This is a genomic window from Bacillus sp. 0209A, from assembly GCF_036765095.1.
Taxonomy (GTDB): Bacteria; Bacillota; Bacilli; order Bacillales; family Bacillaceae; genus Bacillus; species Bacillus subtilis_G.
On sequence record NZ_JBAIZV010000005.1, the window covers coordinates 151,979 to 169,606 of the forward strand.

At 47.4% G+C, this 17,628-nt stretch carries 21 protein-coding genes and 1 pseudogene; 6 read left to right on the forward strand and 16 right to left on the reverse strand.

The genetic code is table 11. The features are described 5' to 3' along the window. Positions 1-10: 10 nt before the first annotated feature. Positions 11-298, forward strand: coding sequence for an antibiotic biosynthesis monooxygenase family protein (locus tag V6D44_RS17685; protein WP_087993005.1), 288 nt, complete (start codon positions 11-13; stop codon positions 296-298). A 5-nt stretch (positions 299-303) separates the two neighbouring features. Here V6D44_RS17685 and V6D44_RS17690 read toward each other — a convergent pair whose 3' ends face one another. The 9 genes from V6D44_RS17690 to V6D44_RS17730 form a co-directional block, all read right to left on the reverse strand. Then, positions 304-549 (reverse strand): YczI family protein, encoded by a 246-nt coding sequence (locus tag V6D44_RS17690; protein ID WP_087993006.1) that lies wholly within the window; start codon positions 547-549, stop codon positions 304-306. Between the two features lie 173 nt (positions 550-722). Continuing rightward, positions 723-1,364 (reverse strand): GDSL-type esterase/lipase family protein, encoded by a 642-nt coding sequence (locus V6D44_RS17695; RefSeq protein WP_087993007.1) that lies wholly within the window; start codon positions 1,362-1,364, stop codon positions 723-725. Positions 1,365-1,427: 63 nt separating this feature from the next. Then, positions 1,428-2,180 (reverse strand): IclR family transcriptional regulator, encoded by a 753-nt coding sequence (locus V6D44_RS17700; protein ID WP_333516786.1) that lies wholly within the window; start codon positions 2,178-2,180, stop codon positions 1,428-1,430. Between the two features lie 15 nt (positions 2,181-2,195). Next, the gene (locus V6D44_RS17705; RefSeq protein ID WP_202329056.1) at positions 2,196-3,203 is read right to left on the reverse strand and encodes a biotin-dependent carboxyltransferase family protein; all 1,008 of its coding nucleotides are present in this window, start codon (positions 3,201-3,203) and stop codon (positions 2,196-2,198) included. Positions 3,204-3,205: 2 nt separating this feature from the next. Continuing rightward, positions 3,206-3,928, reverse strand: coding sequence for a 5-oxoprolinase subunit PxpB (pxpB, locus tag V6D44_RS17710; RefSeq protein ID WP_333516773.1), 723 nt, complete (start codon positions 3,926-3,928; stop codon positions 3,206-3,208). Positions 3,929-3,972: 44 nt separating this feature from the next. After that, positions 3,973-4,764, reverse strand: coding sequence for a putative hydro-lyase (locus V6D44_RS17715; RefSeq protein WP_333516774.1), 792 nt, complete (start codon positions 4,762-4,764; stop codon positions 3,973-3,975). Positions 4,765-4,769: 5 nt separating this feature from the next. Continuing rightward, complete coding sequence (locus tag V6D44_RS17720; RefSeq protein ID WP_087993010.1) at positions 4,770-5,984, reverse strand: NRAMP family divalent metal transporter; 1,215 nt, start codon at positions 5,982-5,984, stop codon at positions 4,770-4,772. A 14-nt stretch (positions 5,985-5,998) separates the two neighbouring features. Continuing rightward, positions 5,999-6,772 (reverse strand): 5-oxoprolinase subunit PpxA, encoded by a 774-nt coding sequence (gene pxpA, locus V6D44_RS17725; RefSeq protein WP_087993011.1) that lies wholly within the window; start codon positions 6,770-6,772, stop codon positions 5,999-6,001. A 201-nt stretch (positions 6,773-6,973) separates the two neighbouring features. Beyond that, positions 6,974-7,723: a Cof-type HAD-IIB family hydrolase gene (locus V6D44_RS17730; protein WP_087993012.1), complete on the reverse strand. Its 750-nt coding sequence runs from the start codon at positions 7,721-7,723 to the stop codon at positions 6,974-6,976. Positions 7,724-7,855: 132 nt separating this feature from the next. On the opposite strand from V6D44_RS17730, the gene V6D44_RS17735 reads away from it, so the two are divergent. Beyond that, the gene (locus V6D44_RS17735) at positions 7,856-8,020 is read left to right on the forward strand and encodes a hypothetical protein (RefSeq protein WP_087993013.1); all 165 of its coding nucleotides are present in this window, start codon (positions 7,856-7,858) and stop codon (positions 8,018-8,020) included. A 35-nt stretch (positions 8,021-8,055) separates the two neighbouring features. Here V6D44_RS17735 and V6D44_RS17740 read toward each other — a convergent pair whose 3' ends face one another. Next, positions 8,056-8,448 carry a 3-hydroxyacyl-ACP dehydratase FabZ family protein gene (locus V6D44_RS17740; protein ID WP_087993014.1) on the reverse strand — a complete coding sequence of 131 codons (393 nt, stop codon included), beginning with the start codon at positions 8,446-8,448 and terminating at the stop codon, positions 8,056-8,058. A gap of 83 nt (positions 8,449-8,531) precedes the next feature. Between V6D44_RS17740 and V6D44_RS17745 the strand changes: the two genes are divergently transcribed. After that, a complete protein-coding gene (locus tag V6D44_RS17745) occupies positions 8,532-9,140 on the forward strand; it encodes a dienelactone hydrolase family protein (protein WP_202328906.1) in 609 nt (202 codons plus the stop codon). A 53-nt stretch (positions 9,141-9,193) separates the two neighbouring features. Here the strand turns inward: V6D44_RS17745 and sipU are convergent, their stop codons facing one another. From sipU to V6D44_RS17775, 6 genes and pseudogenes are all read right to left on the reverse strand, one after another. Further along, positions 9,194-9,757 carry a signal peptidase I sipU gene (gene sipU, locus V6D44_RS17750; RefSeq protein WP_087993016.1) on the reverse strand — a complete coding sequence of 188 codons (564 nt, stop codon included), beginning with the start codon at positions 9,755-9,757 and terminating at the stop codon, positions 9,194-9,196. Positions 9,758-9,890: 133 nt separating this feature from the next. Then, positions 9,891-10,948: pseudogene (locus V6D44_RS17755) on the reverse strand (tartrate dehydrogenase). A 95-nt stretch (positions 10,949-11,043) separates the two neighbouring features. Then, the gene (locus V6D44_RS17760) at positions 11,044-12,165 is read right to left on the reverse strand and encodes a mannitol-1-phosphate 5-dehydrogenase (protein WP_087993018.1); all 1,122 of its coding nucleotides are present in this window, start codon (positions 12,163-12,165) and stop codon (positions 11,044-11,046) included. A 1-nt stretch (position 12,166) separates the two neighbouring features. Beyond that, a complete protein-coding gene (locus V6D44_RS17765) occupies positions 12,167-12,598 on the reverse strand; it encodes a PTS sugar transporter subunit IIA (RefSeq protein ID WP_087993019.1) in 432 nt (143 codons plus the stop codon). A 24-nt stretch (positions 12,599-12,622) separates the two neighbouring features. Next, a complete protein-coding gene (locus V6D44_RS17770; RefSeq protein ID WP_253268823.1) occupies positions 12,623-14,053 on the reverse strand; it encodes a PTS mannitol transporter subunit IICB in 1,431 nt (476 codons plus the stop codon). Positions 14,054-14,222: 169 nt separating this feature from the next. Continuing rightward, complete coding sequence (locus V6D44_RS17775) at positions 14,223-14,576, reverse strand: hypothetical protein (protein WP_289346471.1); 354 nt, start codon at positions 14,574-14,576, stop codon at positions 14,223-14,225. Between the two features lie 164 nt (positions 14,577-14,740). Here V6D44_RS17775 and ycnK point away from each other — a divergent pair, with 164 nt between their 5' ends. Genes ycnK through V6D44_RS17790 form a run of 3 tightly spaced genes read left to right on the forward strand, consistent with a single transcriptional unit; the run spans position 14,741 to position 17,600 of the window. Beyond that, positions 14,741-15,313 (forward strand): copper uptake transcriptional regulator YcnK, encoded by a 573-nt coding sequence (ycnK, locus tag V6D44_RS17780; RefSeq protein WP_333516775.1) that lies wholly within the window; start codon positions 14,741-14,743, stop codon positions 15,311-15,313. 35 nt (positions 15,314-15,348) lie between these two features. Next, positions 15,349-16,971 carry a copper resistance CopC/CopD family protein gene (locus V6D44_RS17785; protein WP_202329052.1) on the forward strand — a complete coding sequence of 541 codons (1,623 nt, stop codon included), beginning with the start codon at positions 15,349-15,351 and terminating at the stop codon, positions 16,969-16,971. A gap of 14 nt (positions 16,972-16,985) precedes the next feature. Beyond that, entirely contained in the window at positions 16,986-17,600 is a 615-nt protein-coding gene (locus V6D44_RS17790) for a YcnI family copper-binding membrane protein (protein WP_202328900.1), read from the forward strand. Positions 17,601-17,628: the final 28 nt, after the last annotated feature.

Sequence of the window (17,628 nt, forward strand, 5' to 3'; positions counted from 1 at the left end):
AAGGGATGACATGGTCAGAGAGGCAGCGATACTTCACATTAAAGAGGGGCTTGAACAAGAGTTTGAGGAGGCGTTCCGGCAAGCGGCGCCGATTATTTCCGGCATGAAGGGCTATATCACGCACTCGTTATCAAAATGCATGGAAGAAACACATAAATACCTGCTGCTTGTGGAGTGGGAAACACTTGAGGACCACACGGAAGGCTTTCGCGGTTCTTCAGAGTATCAAGAGTGGAAAGCCTTGCTTCATCGGTTCTATACCCCGTTCCCGACAGTCGAGCATTTTCAGGATGTGTAATAGACTTATATAATATGAAGAGTAAAACCGATGAGAGAGACAGACCATACGAAAACGGCGGTATAAATATTAAACGCACCTGAGCCGTCGTTTTCTTTTTTACGCTCTTCAAGCCCCTGCATAAACATGACTGCGCCAAGAAAGACAAGCATGACCGATTGGATAACAGAGGTGTGTTCCGTATAGTTAAAAGCAACGAGCGCCAGAATAATAATGATAACCGCAAAAGACATTTTAAAAATCCGAAACAAAAGGACCATCCTTCCTTATATACGAAATATTGAACGTTATGGCTATATTTGCCTACGTCCTCCATTATTCTAGCGCACTTTTTTTGTCTGTAGAACAGGAGACAGGGAATTTTAAGTTTCTTTTAATGTTTCAATCACATATAAAAAAACGCGCTCTGTCATAAGGCGCGTTTCTATGAAACAGGCAATTCTTTATAACCCAGCTTGTGAACGGCTTGAGCCATTGCTTGATAGCCTTTGCTGTTCGGATGGACACCGTCAAAGGACAGATATTCCTGCTCTTTTCCTTTGAAAATGCTATAGGCATCCGCGATTTTGACATGGGGCGCCGCCGCAAGTGTTTCTAAATGCGAATTAAAAGATGTGATCCATTTGCCAGCGATGTCAATGCCGGGAAACGGATTGTATAAGTTGAACACACGGATGGCGTACGGAGACGGGTTTTCTCCTTTGATTTCGGCGATTTCGGCAATCATCTTTTCAAAATTCTCATGGCAATGAGCGGATGCTCGGCTGAATGTCGTTTCATCTTTAGACGTTTGGTAAGCAAAGACTGAATCAAAAAGATCATTTCCGCACCCTGTGATCGTTATCATGCCAGCAGCTTGAATGCATTTTTGCACATGGGGATGTGACAGGAGCCCCAGAATTTCTTCTGTATTTAAGCCTGATTTAGCAAAGATGGAGATGGCCGTTTTTGTTTTCAAGTCAGCTTCCATCATGTCTCCCAGACGTTGGACGAATCCGGGGGAAAACAGCCCGGCTCCTCTCCCTGTCGTCAAAGAATCCCCCAGTGCTGTATATTGAAGCACCATGTTTTTTCCTCCACTCCTGAACGTCGATACGTTAATGTACGCAGGAGGGAAAAGATCGGCTACTCAAGAATACCCTATTTTTGTAGAAATCTGCATAGCGGCATCCTTCACCTTTTCTGTTAAATAAGGAAGCCTGTCTTCTGTAAACCTTGCTTCAAAGCCTGCAATGCTGATGCCGGCTGCCACTTGCCGCTTATGGTTAAAGATCGGGGCGCCGATGGCCGCCGTATAGTTTTCGAGCTCTGAATAGCTGACGGTATAGCCATTCTGCACGGAGGCATCAATCTCCTCCAGCAGCTTTTCCGGATCGGTAATCGTCCCGGCACCAATTGAAATGAGCTCTGTTTGTTTGATGTATGTTTCGATTTCTTCACGGGGAAGAAAGGACAAAATGCTTCTCGCACACGCTCCCGCATACAGAGGAGAACGCCTGCCGATCGCCGTGTACAGCCGGACAGTCTGTGTTCCTTCGATTTTCTCAACGTATATCGCATCATTGCCGTCCCTCATGATCAATTGCACGGCTTCATCCACTTCCCGGCACAGCTCTTCCATCACCGGTTTCGCTATTTTTCTGATATCGAGCCTGTCAGCGACAAGCTGTCCAAATTCAAGAAACACCAGTCCTAGCGAATAAGCGCCGGACGAATCCCGATTGAGGAACCCCATTGCCTCCAAAGAGCTGACCATCCGGTGAACAGAGGTTTTCGGCATTTTTGACAGCGACACCAGTTCACTTAAGGTAAGGCTTGGTTCATGCAAAAACAAATTAAGCAGAGCCATAGATTTGACTACGGTTTTGTTTTTATTTTGCATCATTGATCTCCTTTATTACGTCAGCCATTCCATCTTCATTCTCGTTTTCAGTTCTTTTATATGCTGTTCCCGTTCAATCGCAAGCGCTTCCGCTTCTTGAAGGGATACAGGCTCAAACTGGACGTGCTCGCCCGGCATGATTTGGGAGACAATCGGAAGATCAGCGGATATGATATGCGCGATCCTCGGATAGCCGCCGGTCGTTTGCCGGTCTGCAAGCAGGATAATCGGGTTGCCGTCAGGCGGCACCTGAACAGTTCCAAACGAAACCGCTTCCGACACCATCTCAAGCGGCGCCTTCAGTTCGAGCGGTTCTCCTTTGAGCCTGTAACCCATACGGTCGGACTGCGGCGTGACCCGAAACGTTTCTGCATAAAAACGCGTTTTCGATTCTTCTGTAAAAAAGCCGAATTGTTTTCCTTCAAGTACACGGATAATGGGATTCTTTTTTAATGGCAGAAACCTGCCGCGGCTAACCGACCATTTCGGTGCCGCAAATTCCCGCTTTCCAAGCTGGAGGTTTAATTGGGAAAGGATGGTTTGCGAAAGAGATGATATTTCTCCAATGGACAGTTCATCTTCCTTCTGAAGCGCTCTGCCATGAAGTCCGCCGATGCCTGCTCTAACGTACGTGCTTTTGCTTTCCATGACGTCAGGCACATCGAAACCGCCGGCCGCCGCTAAATAAGCACGGCTGCCAAGTTTACAGGGACCAAAACTGACTGTGCTGTTTCCCTTGACGAGCACAGGCTTCCATAAAGGTGCTTCCTCGTCATTAATACGTAGCGTGAAGTTCGCCCCTGTCACCGCAATCAGCGTCTTTTTTGTAAAATAAAACGACGGACCGGGCCCCATCAGCGTAATTTCAAGACCGGCTTCATTTTCGCTGTTGCCGATCAGCAGATTGGCTATGCGCAGCGAAATTGTGTCCATGGCTCCGCTTGCCAGTACACCGTATTTTTGATAACCCGTTCTGCCTATATCCTGAACCGTTGTGAGCAGTCCGGGCTTTAACACTTTCATGCTCAATTGGACTCCTCCTTATAGGCGTGATAGTCTTCTTCTGAGATGCGCACGAATTTCACAGTGTCTCCCGCCCGCAGTAATGTCGGCGGGTTTTCCTGCGGCCGGAAAAGAGCCAGCGGCGTTTTGCCGATCAGCTGCCATCCGCCCGGCGTCGAAATCGGGTAAACGCCTGTCTGCAATCCCGCAATTCCTACCGAACCTGCGGGAATGGAAGGTCTTGGCGATGATTTTCTTGGAGCGGCAATGCGTTTGGACATCCCGCCTAAAAAAGGAAAACCAGGAGCAAAACCAAGCATATACACCACATATTCGCCGCTTGTATGAATCTCAATGACTTCCTCCGGAGAAAGCTGATTGATCTTCGCCACCTCTTCTAAATCGGGCCCGAATTCACCGCCATAGCATACGGGAACTTCTACAATACGGCGGCTATTTTCATAGTCTTTAGCTATTTCCTTCAGCCCCTCTTCGACATCAAGTTTTACCTTCTCAAAAGGTGAGCTCATGCCTTTAGGCAAATGCTTGTACACTTCATACATATCATAAAATACCGTTAGACTTGTAAAAGCCGGAATACACTCAATGAACCCCGGAAATGGCTGTTCTTCTATATAAGCGGCCGCGGCATGGACAAGACCGTTGACCTGTTCGTTTATTTCTTCTCCGAATCGGATCATCATTGCAGAATCACCGAGCTGTTCGATTTGACATCGTACAGTCATCTTTCTCACCTCTTTTATTTCTCGTTCATCAGGAGGACGAGAGGTTACAGCACCGCAAGCGACTCGTCTCGAATATCTGTGATGAGCATATGCCCCGGCGCATGTGTGATGACCATTTCAGGTTTTACATTCATAGCCACGGCTTGCGGGGTCACACCGCATGCCCAAAAAACAGGAACCTCGCCTTCACGAATGGAAACGGCATCTCCGAAATCCGGTTTGTCCGCATCAACAATGCCGATTGCTCCCGGATTGCCGATATGAACCGGCCCTCCGTGCACTGCCGGAAAACGCGAGGTCACTTGTGCAGCGCGTACAGCCAGCCGTTCTGGAACGGGTCTCATGCTGACAACCATCTTTCCTTGAAACATCCCCGCTGAAACACAATCGATATTCGTTTTATACATCGGAACGTTCGTCCTCTCATCAATATGCCGGACAGCTATTCCATTATTGATCAGCGCCTGTTCAAAGGAGAAACTGCATCCGATCAGAAAGCCGACAAAGTCATCTTCCCAGTATGGCGTGATATCAGATACTTCTTCCGTCAAGATACCATGCCTGTAAATACGGTATTTCGGAAAGTCCGTTCTGATATCGGCATCGGGCGCTGCCAGAAACGGCACAGGCGAACCCGCTTCTGTCACATCCAGCACAGGGCATGGCTTTTGATTCCGTTGGCAAAACAGCAGGAAGTCAAACGCTAGGTCTTTCTTCAAGATCACAAGATTCGCTTGGGCATAGCCGCCGGACATTCCTGCGGTCGGCCCGTTTATTTTTCCTTCTCGTATCAGGGCGCGCACATCCTGCGGCGCCATTTTGTTTAATTGCTCCACCTTTATCAGCTCCACAATTGAGGAAGTTGTGTAAATAACATGTAGACACCCATCACAGCCATTACGACCACCACAAGTGAACCTGAAACGGTCAGCCAAAGCGGATGCTTATAATCACCGATAATCTTTTTCTTATATGCGGCAATCAGCAGCGTTCCGAGCGCAATCGGCAGAATTAAGCCATTCAGCGAACCGACAAGCACGAGGATTTTCGCAGGTTGTCCGATTGTGACAAAAGCTAACGTGGAAATCACGATAAACCCGATAATAATGCCGCGTGAATTTTTTTCAATTTTCGGAGAAAAGGTTTTAAAGAACGAAACAGACGTGTAAGCTGCTCCGATGACAGAGGTAATGGCCGCAGACCACATGATCAATCCGAAAATTTTATAACCGACATTTCCAGCAGCCAGCTTGAAAACAGAAGCCGCCGGGTTGCTTTCATCGATATGCAGGCCTTTTGAAACAACGCCAAGCACCGCGAGGAAAAGAGCAATACGCATGACAGATGTAATTAAAATGCCGACAACCGAACTTTTTGTCACCTGCGGGATGGATTCCTTTCCTTTAATTCCGGCATCCAGCAAGCGGTGTCCTCCGGCAAATGTGATATAACCGCCGACGGTTCCGCCCACTAGCGTGACAATAGCAAAAATGCTGATTTGCTCCGGCGCAATCGTATTCGCCACAGCCTCGCCAACAGGCGGAGCTGTCGTAATCGCGACATACAAAGTTAAAAGGATCATGACAAAACCGGCAATTTGCGTAAACCGGTCCATCGCTTTTCCCGCTTCTTTAATTAAAAAGATTAAAATGGCAACGGCAGCACTGATCAAAGCGCCTGTTGTTGGTGTAATGCCAAACAATACCTGAAGCCCCAGTCCGGCACCTCCGATATTCCCGATATTAAAAGCCAATCCGCCAAGCACGACGAGAATGGCGATGAAATAACCCAATCCCGGAAGCACCATATTCGCAATTTCCTGACCGCGTTTTCCAGAAACCGCTATGATGCGCCATACGTTGGTTTGGGCGAAAATATCCAAAATAATAGATATGATAATGACAAAACCAAAGCTTGCCGCGAGTGTGTTTGTGAATGTTGCGGTTTGTGTCAGGAATCCCGGGCCGACCGCTGATGTCGCCATTAAAAAGGCGGCCCCCATCAGCAATGACCAGCTGCCCGCCTTTTTTCCTGCTGTTTTTTTCTGCTGCTCCATCTATTGTTCCTCCTTTATGTTGACTTCTGTGCTGAAATAGCGGCCACTTCAATTCCCGCCTCTTTGAGCTCTTTTCTGATTTTCTGCGCAAATGTCAGCGCATGGGCTCCGTCTCCATGAATGCAAACCGTGTCCGCTTTTAATGACACATCATGGCCTTGCTGAGATTTGACCGCCCCTTCTTTCACCATTTTGATCACCTGGGTGACGGCGGCATCATCGCTTTCAATGAGTGCGTCCGGCTGGGATCGCGGCGTCAGTGTGCCGTCCGCTTGGTATGTTCTGTCGGCGAACACTTCACTTGCTGTTTGCAGTCCGATCCGTTCTCCCGCTTTTACGAGCTCGCTCTCAGCAAGACCGAAAAGAACCAGGCCGGGATCAACTTTACAGACAGCTTTCGCGATGGCGTCAGACAGCTTTTGATCGACTGCCGCCATATTGTATAAAGCGCCATGCGGTTTGACGTGCTGCATGCGAAGTCCTTCTGCTTTTAAAAAACCAGAGAGCGCGCCAATTTGATAGACGACAAGATCATACGCTTCCTGAGGTGAAATTGCCATATTGCGGCGGCCGAAACCGAGTAAATCCGGCAAACCCGGATGCGCGCCGATTTTTACGCCTTTTTCTGCCGCAAGCGCGACGGTTTTCCGCATGACACCGGGGTCTCCTGCATGAAATCCGCATGCGATGTTCGCTGATGTGACATACTCTAAGATATCTTGGTCAAGGCCAATCGTGTAGGCTCCGAAGCTTTCTCCTAAATCACAGTTCAAATCAATCTGAAACACAGAATCCCTCCAGCCAAAGCAAACAATATGCTTTATATTATCATCGTTCCGAAATTCGGAACGACTATTCCGAATTTTTGAACTTTGCTTTATTATAATTCAAACCTATTAGTTTGTGAAATCCTTTTGTCAGAAAACCTCCCATGGTCCCAGAAGAAAACCTCCCAAACTAAAAAAGAGTCCATCTTAGGACTCCTTTTTTTATAGTACCCAATGGCGAATCGCTTTAGCGACACCATCCTCAATATTTGTATCCGTGGTCCAATCAGCCGTTTCTTTCACGACGTCTTGCGCATTTCCCATCGCAACACCCAGACCCGCTTCTTTGATCATCGCGATGTCATTGAGGCTGTCACCCATCGCCATCACATTCTCCATCGTAAAGCCGAGTTTTTCAGAAACCTTCGCAAGAGCCGCGGCTTTGTTGATGCCAAGCGCGTTGACCTCAATGTTTGTCGGGCTTGAATTGGTGATTTCAAGCTCTTTGTTTTTCCTCAGCTCCTCCAGCACTTCGTTTCGGATGTCGTCATCCTCAATGTCAAAGCCGAATTTGAGCCATTCGTGATCCGTAATGTTTTCCGGAAACTCGCCTCTCCATACTTTATTTACGGTAGAAGCCCAGAAATTAGTGTTGTGCTTATTCCGCAAATCCCACATCATTTGAATGTGATCCGTATGGAGCAGCTTGCGTTCCACCAAATTAAAATTCGAATCCCAAATTTCACTGCCGTTTGCCGTGATTAAAAAGGATGACAGCTTCAGGGATTCCGCCAGCTCCCGGCACGTCATCAGCGTCCGGCCCGTGCTGATCACCACGTACACGCCTTTATCCTCGGCTTCACGAATGGCTTTACGGTTTTCATCGGAGATCAGCTGCTCGTCATTCAGCAGCGTTCCATCCATATCGATTGCGATCAGCTTGATATCTACATTTTCTCTTTGAACAGACATATATGTACCTCTCTTTATCTTTTAATTGTGCATCTTTCTATTCTAATACATTATACCCATCGGAACAAAAAAGCGATTTCACATGTTTGAGGCGTCCTGATAAAAGGAAAACAAACGGTGAGGTGATCAAAGATGACAGAAAGAAAACAGCAAAACAAACCAAATGAAAATCCTGAACACAATGACTTAACCGATCCGATTCCGAATGAAGAGCTGAAGGAAAACATGAAGGATGAAAAACACAAACGGCAGCAAAGAGATGACTCACAAAGCGAACGGGATTACGATACGAAATAATAGAACCCCTCACAAAACGTTGTGAAGGGTTTTTTTCATTTTTCGATATAGATGCCGATTTCAGCTTCAGCAACAGGCTGTCCGCCAACTGACGCCTTGGCATGCCCGAACACAAACCCGCGTCGGTTGCGCGTAACTTCAAATGTAAGATCAAGCCGGTCACCAGGCGCGGCCGCTCCGAGTTTTTCCGCTTTCTTCACGGAAGACAATAAACCCAAGCTGTTCTGATCTGTAACTCCTGTAAAAGCCGCTGTTTGCGCAAGTGCTTCAATCACAAGTGAAAACGGCATTTCTGTTTGCTTATCATTGATAAACCAGTCGTTCTCACTGATCAGCTTATACGCTGCCGCATGTTTGCCGGGCTCGCTTTCCGTCACGCCATCAATAAACAAAAACGGATAGCGATGAGGCAAAAGTAATGAGTTCATTCTATTTCTCCTTTTTTGACTATTATATATCAGCCAAAAGCTGAACGATAGGATATAATGGAAAAAACGCAAAGGAGACCGTTATGCCCCCAAAACCGCTTGTCATTCTCGCACACGAAATATACGGTGTTAACAGCCATATGAAAAAGATGGCCCGGCTGATAAAAATGGCTGGATATGATGTGGTGACGCCTAACCTGCTCGGGGATGGTGAAGTCTACACATTGCAAGAGGAAAAAACCGCATACGATCAATTTACAAAACACGAACGGCTGAAAACAGGAGAAACCATCATTCAGAGCTTAATCAGGCAAAACGCCGGACGGCGCATCTTTGTGGTTGGATTCAGCGCGGGCGCAACGATCGCATGGAAATGCAGCAGTATGCCTGAGGTGAGCGGAGCTGTTTGCTATTACGGTTCCCGGATACGCGATTCTCTTCATCACGTGCCAGTCTGCCCGGTCCTATTGTTTTTCCCTTCATTTGAACCGTCGTTTGATGTTGCGCTTCTCATCAAAAAACTGCGGGAAAAACAGCATCCCGATTTGGAGATTTATCAATTTGAAGCTCTTCACGGCTTTGCCAACCCTGACTCTGATACTTTCGACAGGGCACTCTTCTTCAAAGCGCTTTCCATCATAAAAAACGAAGCAGAAAAACCGCCCCGCCCTGTTTCATCAGGTTGTTCTTAAACGCGCACAAATGGTCGTCAGTGACCACATCCGTGACTCGTTCCATAAAATTTTTATTTTGCTTGTCTCATCTCACTGAACGGATAAAAGACGAGAGATTCCGTACCGACGATTTCTTCATCAGAAGGCATACCCATTCCGTTTCTGCTATCCATCGAATTCAGGCGGTTATCTCCCATTACGAAATATTTGCCGGAAGGAACCTCAGCTTCGAAGTCACCCGTTAAGCTTACACCTATTTCTTTGGCTTCTTGTTGATGTTCCTTTAGGTACGGTTCTTCCACCTTTTTATCGTTTATGTATAGCTGATCATCCTTCACTTTTACGCTGTCACCAGGCAAACCGATTAAACGTTTGACGGATGAACGGCCGCTCGTTTTGTCATGAATGACGATAATGTCGCCTCTGTAAAAACCGCCTGTATATTTGGCTGCTTTGTCAACCAAAATTCTTTCTGAGTCTTGAAGCGTTGGAGCCATTGAAGAGCCTTCAACAATAAAGGGTTTGTAAAACGCCATTCTGATGGTAAAAATGAGCACTGCGATCAATACGATACTGAGTACAATGATCCATTTGGTTTTTCTTTTTTTCTTTAATGTGATTTTTTTTGCATTCAACTTCCTTCACCCGATACCTTCCTAAGAATTCCAAATCATTATACAGCATTTGGATCTTCTTGGTTAGTTTTTTATGGATATTTTCGTAAGGAAATTGATTGGCCGGGGCAACCATCGGCCCCGCCCTGTGTCATCAAAGTTTTCTCAAACGCGCACAGATTTCATCCGTGACCTCTGCCGTTGTGTTTTGTCCGCCAATGTCGCGTGTTTTGACGCCGTCTGCCGTTACTTGTTCCATCACATCGAGGATCTTCGCCCCCAGTTCTTCCTCTCCGAAATGATCAAGCATCAGCTTTGCTGTCCAAATCTGGCCGATTGGGTTCGCGAGGCCTTTGCCGGCGATATCGGGAGCTGATCCGTGGACCGGTTCGAACATGGATGGATACTTGCCGGACGGGTTGATGTTTGCAGAGGGGGCAATGCCGATGCTCCCCATGAGACTGGAGCTGATATCTGTTAAAATGTCACCGAATAAGTTGCTCGCTACAATGACGTCAAAGGTTTCAGGACGTGTGACAAAGAAAGCGGCCAACGCATCAATGTGCTGGGATGACGTGTCAATTCCTCTGTAATCAGCCGCAGTCTGCTGAAAGACTTCATCCCAGAACGGCATCGCGTGATAAATGCCATTGGACTTTGTTGCGCTCGTCACATGGCCGCGCCGCTTTTTCGCCAATTCGAAGGCAAAACGCATGACACGCTCTGTCGCTTTTCTCGTGAACACGGTATTCTGGATGGCAATTTCATCATCACCCCTGTGAATGCGACCGCCGACCTCACTGTATTCGCCTTCACTGTTTTCACGAATCACCACGAGGTCAAAATCATTTGGATGCAAAAGCGGTGACATAATGCCCGCCATTTGTTTAGCAGGTCTCATATTAATGGAAAGCTCAAGCTCCCTCCGGATTTTCAGCAGCAGCCCCCATAATGACATATGATCGGGAACCAGCTTCGGATTTCCGACCGCTCCTAAAAAAACCGCTTCAAATTGAGTGAGCGTATGTATTCCGTCTTCAGGCATCATTTCGCCGTGTTCCATATAATAATCACAGCTCCATGGAAAAGGCGTAAATGAGAATGACAAACCTCCGTGAACTTCGGCTGCTGTATAAAGCACTTTTTCCGCAGCCGCCACAACCTCTATTCCTACTCCGTCTCCGGGTATTGCCGCAATCCGAATTGTTTCATTGTGTCATTCTCCTCCCCCTATTATCGAAAACGCTTACTATTATACTAGATTGCGAGATGGCAAAAAAAGCCCGTGACATGCTGTCACGGGTCGGTTATTGGTTGAGTTTCTTTAAAACAATGGCATGAAGCGGTTCATGGGACTGAATGCCGCACACCTCTTGAAGCACGCCGCTGTATCCTTTTTCTTGGATCAGCTCTTGCAGTTCCACCGCTTCAGGGTCACCGGTGAAATTGAAGCGCAGTGCTGCGGCAATCCCTTCCGCCAGTGCATTCGGCTCTTTTATTTTCTTTGCAGGGCCTACGAGTCTATCATGCTCTCCCAGCTTTCTGAGAGGCGATCTCGCCACGCGGGTCACATCGTCCGTAATGAATGGATTTTCAAAGCGTCCAATGATTTTTTTGATATATTGTTCGTGTTCGGTTTGCTTAAAGCCATACGTTTTGATGAGATAGTCACCGGTTTCAAGCAGCGCTGAATGAACGACACGGCGGATTTCCGGGTGATCGATTGCTTCTTTTACGGTTTTTAATCCGCGCTGATAGCCGACATAAGCGGTCACTGCGTGGCCGGTATTGACGGTAAACAGTTTGCGTTCGATATACGGCGTTAAATCATCAACAAACAGCGCGCCGTTTATGATCGGTGTATCCCCTTTAAAGCCTGATTCATCAATGACCCATTCAAAAAACGGTTCAACCGATACTTTGAGCGGATCTTCATGATGCTGAACCGGCACGATCCGGTCAACAGCCGAGTTCGGAAAACCGACCGCTTCACTGATGGATTCTTGCTCCGCTTCCGTTAAATGGCTGTATATCTCTTTCTTCAGGAAGCTGCTGCCGCCGATCATATTTTCGCACGCAATGATATTCAGTATGTTTGCAGCTTTTCTTCGTCTTAAACCTTCTGCGATAGACGGAGCAATCAGCTTTAACACGTTCGGGCCGACCGCCGTTGTGATGAGCGCCGCCTCATTAATCAGCCGATACAGCTCCTCCGGATGGCTGCCGCTATTAATGGCGCTGACCGGGCCAATGACCTCTGATGAGTGGCCCGCTTCTGCCAGCTCCACTGTGTATTCCCGTTTTTCATTAAGGAGACTGACCATCGTATCGTTCACATCCGCAAACACCACATCATAACCGGAGTGGTGAAGCAGCGCGCCGATAAACCCTCTTCCGATATTTCCCGCACCGAAATGTAAGGCGATCATGTCAGTTCACCTCGTTGAAAATGGCGATCAAATCTTCTTCGCTTTTAGCAGATATCAGGCGTTCAATGTTTTCTTCTTCTGAGCAAATGATGGCGATGTTAGACAGAATGTCTAAATGCTCATTATTTTTGCCCGCAATGCCGAATACCACTTTTGCCGTGTTGCCTGCGCCGTAATCGACACCGTCTGGAATCTGTATGATTGAGATTCCAGAGTGAAGCACCTCGCTTTTCGCCTCTTCTGTGCCGTGTGGTATGGCGATGAAATTCCCCATAAAAGTAGATGATGTTTCTTCACGTTCAAACATTTTGCCAATGTAATCTTCTGTCACATAGCCGTTGTCAATTAGCGTCTGGCCTGCCATTTTGATGGCTTCTTCCTTTGATGATGCCGTTTGATTGAGTTTAATATTTTCCTTTGCGAGTACTTGCATGGGTATCACTCTCTTTCTATGAGATTACTTTTTAAGCTTTTCAAGAAGCTCGTCATATTTCGGACTGTTTAAGAAGTTATCCACTGATATGTGTGTCGCGTTCGGCAGCTTCGCTTTCGCGCGATCTGTTAAATCTTTGTGGGTGATGACAATGTCCGCATCGCTTGGCAGATTGTTAATGGCCGTGTTGGCCACACTGATATCAAGCGCCGCTTTTTTCACTTTGTTTCTTAAAATCGATGCTCCCATCGCGCTTGATCCCATTCCCGCATCACATGCGAAGATGATTTTGTTTACGCTTTCAGAAGACAGCTCAGACGCTTCCTCAGCTTTCGTTTGCTCCGCTTCTAAAACAGAGGCTGCTTGGCTTTTCTTCCCCTTCATGGACTGCATTTTTTCTGTTGCGGCAGCGAGGTCTTCTTCGCTTGCTTTTGAAGATTTCAGGATCACTGCTGATACGATGAACGAAACAGCTGCAGCTACTAATACACCCGCCAATACGCCGAAGTAGCCGCCTCTTGGCGTCATCGCCATCAATGCGATAATGCTGCCCGGTGACGCTGCTGCGACAAGTCCGGCATTAAAGATCGTGAATGTTAACAGTCCGCTTGCTCCGCCGGCAATGGCCGCCAGAATCAGGGCCGGTTTCATCAAAATGTATGGGAAGTAAATCTCGTGAATCCCGCCGAAGAAATGAATGATCGCCGCTCCGGGAGCCGTTGATTTTGAAGAACCTTTTCCAAAGAACATGTATGCCAGCAAAATGCCGAGCCCTGGCCCAGGGTTTGCTTCTACTAAAAACAGAATCGATTTTCCCGTTTGGGCTGCTTGCTCGATTCCGATTGGACTTAAGATTCCATGGTTAATGGCGTTGTTTAGGAACAACACTTTCGCCGGTTCCACAAAAACGCTGGCTACAGGCAGTAAATTAGCGTGTACAATGACTTCCACACCTGCCGCCAGCAATTTATTTAACGTCAGGACAACCGGACCGATGGCGTAAAACGCGAGAATCGTTAAAGCCGCGCCGACAATCCCCGCCGTAAAGTTGTTGATCAGCATTTCAAAGCCTTGTTTGACTTTATCCTTGAACAATTTATCAGTCTGTTTAATGAGGTATCCGCCAAGCGGCCCCATGATCATTGCACCTAAAAACATTGGTATATCCGACCCGACAATCACCCCGATTGCCGCTGTCGCCCCGACGACTCCGCCGCGGTGGTCGTAAATCATTTTTCCGCCTGTATACGCTATCAAAAGCGGCAGTAAATATGTGATCATCGGGCTGACAAGTGTATTCAGCTGTTCATTCGGAGTCCATCCCGCCGGAATAAACAGCGCAGTAATGATGCCCCACGCGATAAACGCGCCGATATTCGGCATAATCATTCCGCTCAAATAACTGCCGAAGCGCTGCACTTTCACTTTCATGCCGCCTTGCTGTTCTTGCTGCATATATAAACCCTCCTTGTTGGTTGTCGCTGTAAGCTATAAAAATAGATCAGAGAATTTTGCTTCCCTTTGACTCTATGTTAAAACGCTTACAGTCCCTATACAATTGAAAGTAAAGAGGACTTTGGCACATGAGTGTGACATTTTTTTAAAAATAAAAAGGCTCCTGGTATCAGGAGCCTTTTCTCTTACCTCTATAAATAATGTTGCCGTTTTGAATCACGTACTTTGCGATCATCCGTTCACTTACAATAAAAACAGGATACGCGCACACAAGCGCAAAAACAGCCATCGGGACGTGCTGTACGGCCGGCAGCATTGACCCTGCCGCATTGCGGAGGAGCAGCAACAGATAAATGAGCAGCACGATGACCGCTAGTGACACCAGCATCATCGGAGCTGATACTTTATATTCATAAAGCCGTTCCCGGCAGTGTCCGCAGCGAAATTGGCAAGGCACATTGGATGATCTGACCATGTCGCCTGTCAAAGGTTTGCCGCAATTGGGGCATAGAGTTTCTTTCATAGGGTATTCCTCACTTTCCATTCCATATGTCTATTATACCAGAGTCCCTTCTGTTTCGTTTTGTTGCTGTTCAACACATTTTCACATTTTTTATCATCAGCTTACTTGTCTCTGTCTCTAAAATCCTCTACGCTTAAATAGATCTTAATGGAGGGGATGTATGAATGCTTCCGATTAATAGACAGCAACACATACTGAAGTGGCTGAAAGAAGAAGGCGCGCTCAAAATTACTGATATCAGCGCACGGTTCGGCGTTTCGGAAATGACGGTATACAGAGATGTCAATCAGCTCGTTCAGTCAAACCAGGTCATCAAAACGGCCGGCGGCGTCACGCTCCCAGCCCGAACACCTCAAGCGGATCATATGTGCAGCTATTGCCTAAAACCGGTCAATCAAGTCCATTCGGTTCAGCTGATTACGGTAAACCAAGACATTGAACAGCTGTGCTGCGCACATTGTGCGTTTTTGCGTTACGCAGATAAAACGGAAGAGATTTCACACTTAATTTGCCGAGATTTTCTGTTACACACAACCGTCAGTGCCGGTTCGGCTTATTTTGTGGTAAATGCTGAATTAAACCTGCACTGCTGCCAGCCGCAGGCGATTCCGTTTGCGACACTCGATCATGCCGAACGGTTTCAAAAAGGATTCGGCGGAGCCGTCCGCACCTTTGATCAGGCGCTGGAAGATATGCTTCAGGACAGAAAAAAGCGCTGCACCTGCACCAAGAATTAAACACAACATATACAGCGGAAGGTGGTGTCTGAGTGATGAAGCGAAACAGATGGTGGATCATCTTTCTGCTTTTTCTTGTTTTCCTGCCGAAAACAAGCTTTGCTCACGCCTATATCGTCAAATCTTCACCTAGTGAAAACAGCGAATTAAAAAGCGCACCTGCACATGCAGAAATCGAATTTAATGAACCGGTAGAAGAAGGGTTTCATTACATTAAAGTCTATAATTCAAACGGCGAACGGGTAGATAACGGCAAGACTGAAATCAAAAAAGATAACAATCACATCATGACAGTGAAGCTGAAAAAGAATCTGCCGCATGATGTGTACAGAGCGGAATGGAATGCCGTGTCCGCGGACGGGCATCCGGTCTCCGGCGTCATACCGTTCAGCATCGGGAAAGCGGAAGGCGGATTCAGCAGCCAAAAAGCAGCAGGTTCACCTCTGAACCCGGAAACAGCCGCAGACCGAGCGATGCTGTATACAGCCTTATCTTTGTTTATCGGGACGGTTTTCTTCCATCTCTTCTGGTATAAAGGGGATTCAGAACAACTCGCCAAACGGACGAGACGCATCTTGATCGTCTCGATTACCGCATTGGGCCTGGCCCTTTTACTTCAGCTTCCGATTCAGACAAAAGCAAACGCGGGCGGCTGGGACAGCGCCTTCCAGCCGATCTATATCAGAGAGACACTGTTTGAGACAGCAGGCGGCACCATTTGGATCATACAGGCCGCGCTGTTCGTGCTGCTAGCACTGTCTGTGATCCCTGCGATACGCAAAAACCGCTATTCGTCCTTTGGCTATTGGACAGCGCCGCTCATTTTCTTTTTCGGTCTCCTGCTTGCCAAAGCGTTTACCGGCCATGCTGCTGTCGTTGAAGAAAAAGCGGTCGGGATTTTGATGGATTTCCTTCATTTATCATCCGCTTCCATCTGGGTCGGCGGAATAGCGGCACTCGTTTTGCTGCTCGCAAACGAATGGAAGCAGCCTGACAAAACGCTCGCATGGGAAACGGTAAGCCGCTTCTCGCCGTGGGCGCTTACTGCAGTCGGCGTCATTTTATTTTCAGGTTTGCTTAATGGATTTTTCATCATTCGTTCGATGGATTCACTGTTCCGCACAGCGTATGGGCAAGCTCTTTTAGTTAAAAGCGGATTGTTTGTGTTGATGCTGGCCTTAGGCGCGGTTCATTTTCTGCTCACCAGAAAACAGCGCCGCGCAGGAATCAGCCGGACCGTGAAAGCGGAATGGGCAATCGGCATCGCTGTATTGATCACAGCGGCCGTGTTTACCAGCCTGCCGAGCCCGCCTGAGCCGGTGCCGGAACCGTTCTACCAAACCAAAGCGATTGAGAACGGGCAAAGCGTTTCTCTCAGCATCAGCCCGAACCAGCCTGGCAAAAACGTATTTGAGCTGCGAGTCACCGACCATAACGGCGACCCGGTAAAAAACATCCAGCAAATCACGTTAACCGTTTATAAAACAGGTCTGTCAGGCAGCGAGAACAAAAACACCTTCCAATTAAAAGAGAAAGCAAAGGGCGTCTTCCAGGATGAAAACCTATCCATTAATGAAAAAGGAAACTGGAAGATCAAAGTCCACGGTTTGACCGGTGACTTTAACGAAATCAATATGATGTTTACAAAAACCAATTAGAGGAGTGTTTTACGTTGTTAAAAAAAATCGCATTCACACTATGTCCAGCTATTGTCGGCTCACTTTTATTCTTTACGGCCCCTGCCAGCGCGCACGTTACTGTAAAGCCCGCTGAATCCGCTGCAGGTTCATGGGAAACCTATACAATGAAGGTTCCTTCTGAAAAAAACCTGCCGACAACAAAGGTTGTCCTCAAAATGCCGAAGGATGTTGAGTTCCAGCAGTACGAGCCGATTCCGGGCTGGAAGATATCCACCCAGAAACACGATGATCAATCAGTTTCCGTCACATGGGAGGCGACTGACGGCGGCATTCAGGAAGGACAGTTCCAGCGGTTTACCTTTGTTGCCAAAAACCCTGACAAAGCGGAGGAAGCCGCTTGGGACGCATACCAATATTACAAGGACGGCAGCATTGTCGAATGGACAGGTGACGAGGATGCGGATACGCCTCATTCCATTACAAACATCACTGCTGCAAAACAAGTGACAGATGAGCACGGCGCCACGAAAACGGAAGACGATTCCGAAGACACAGGCTCTTCAGCTCTCAACATCACAGCGATTGTGCTGTCTGCCGCAGCCATCATTTTGTCTGTAGCAGCGCTTGTAAAGAAAAAGCGCGCCTAATGAAAAAAGCGATCCAGAAGACATATCT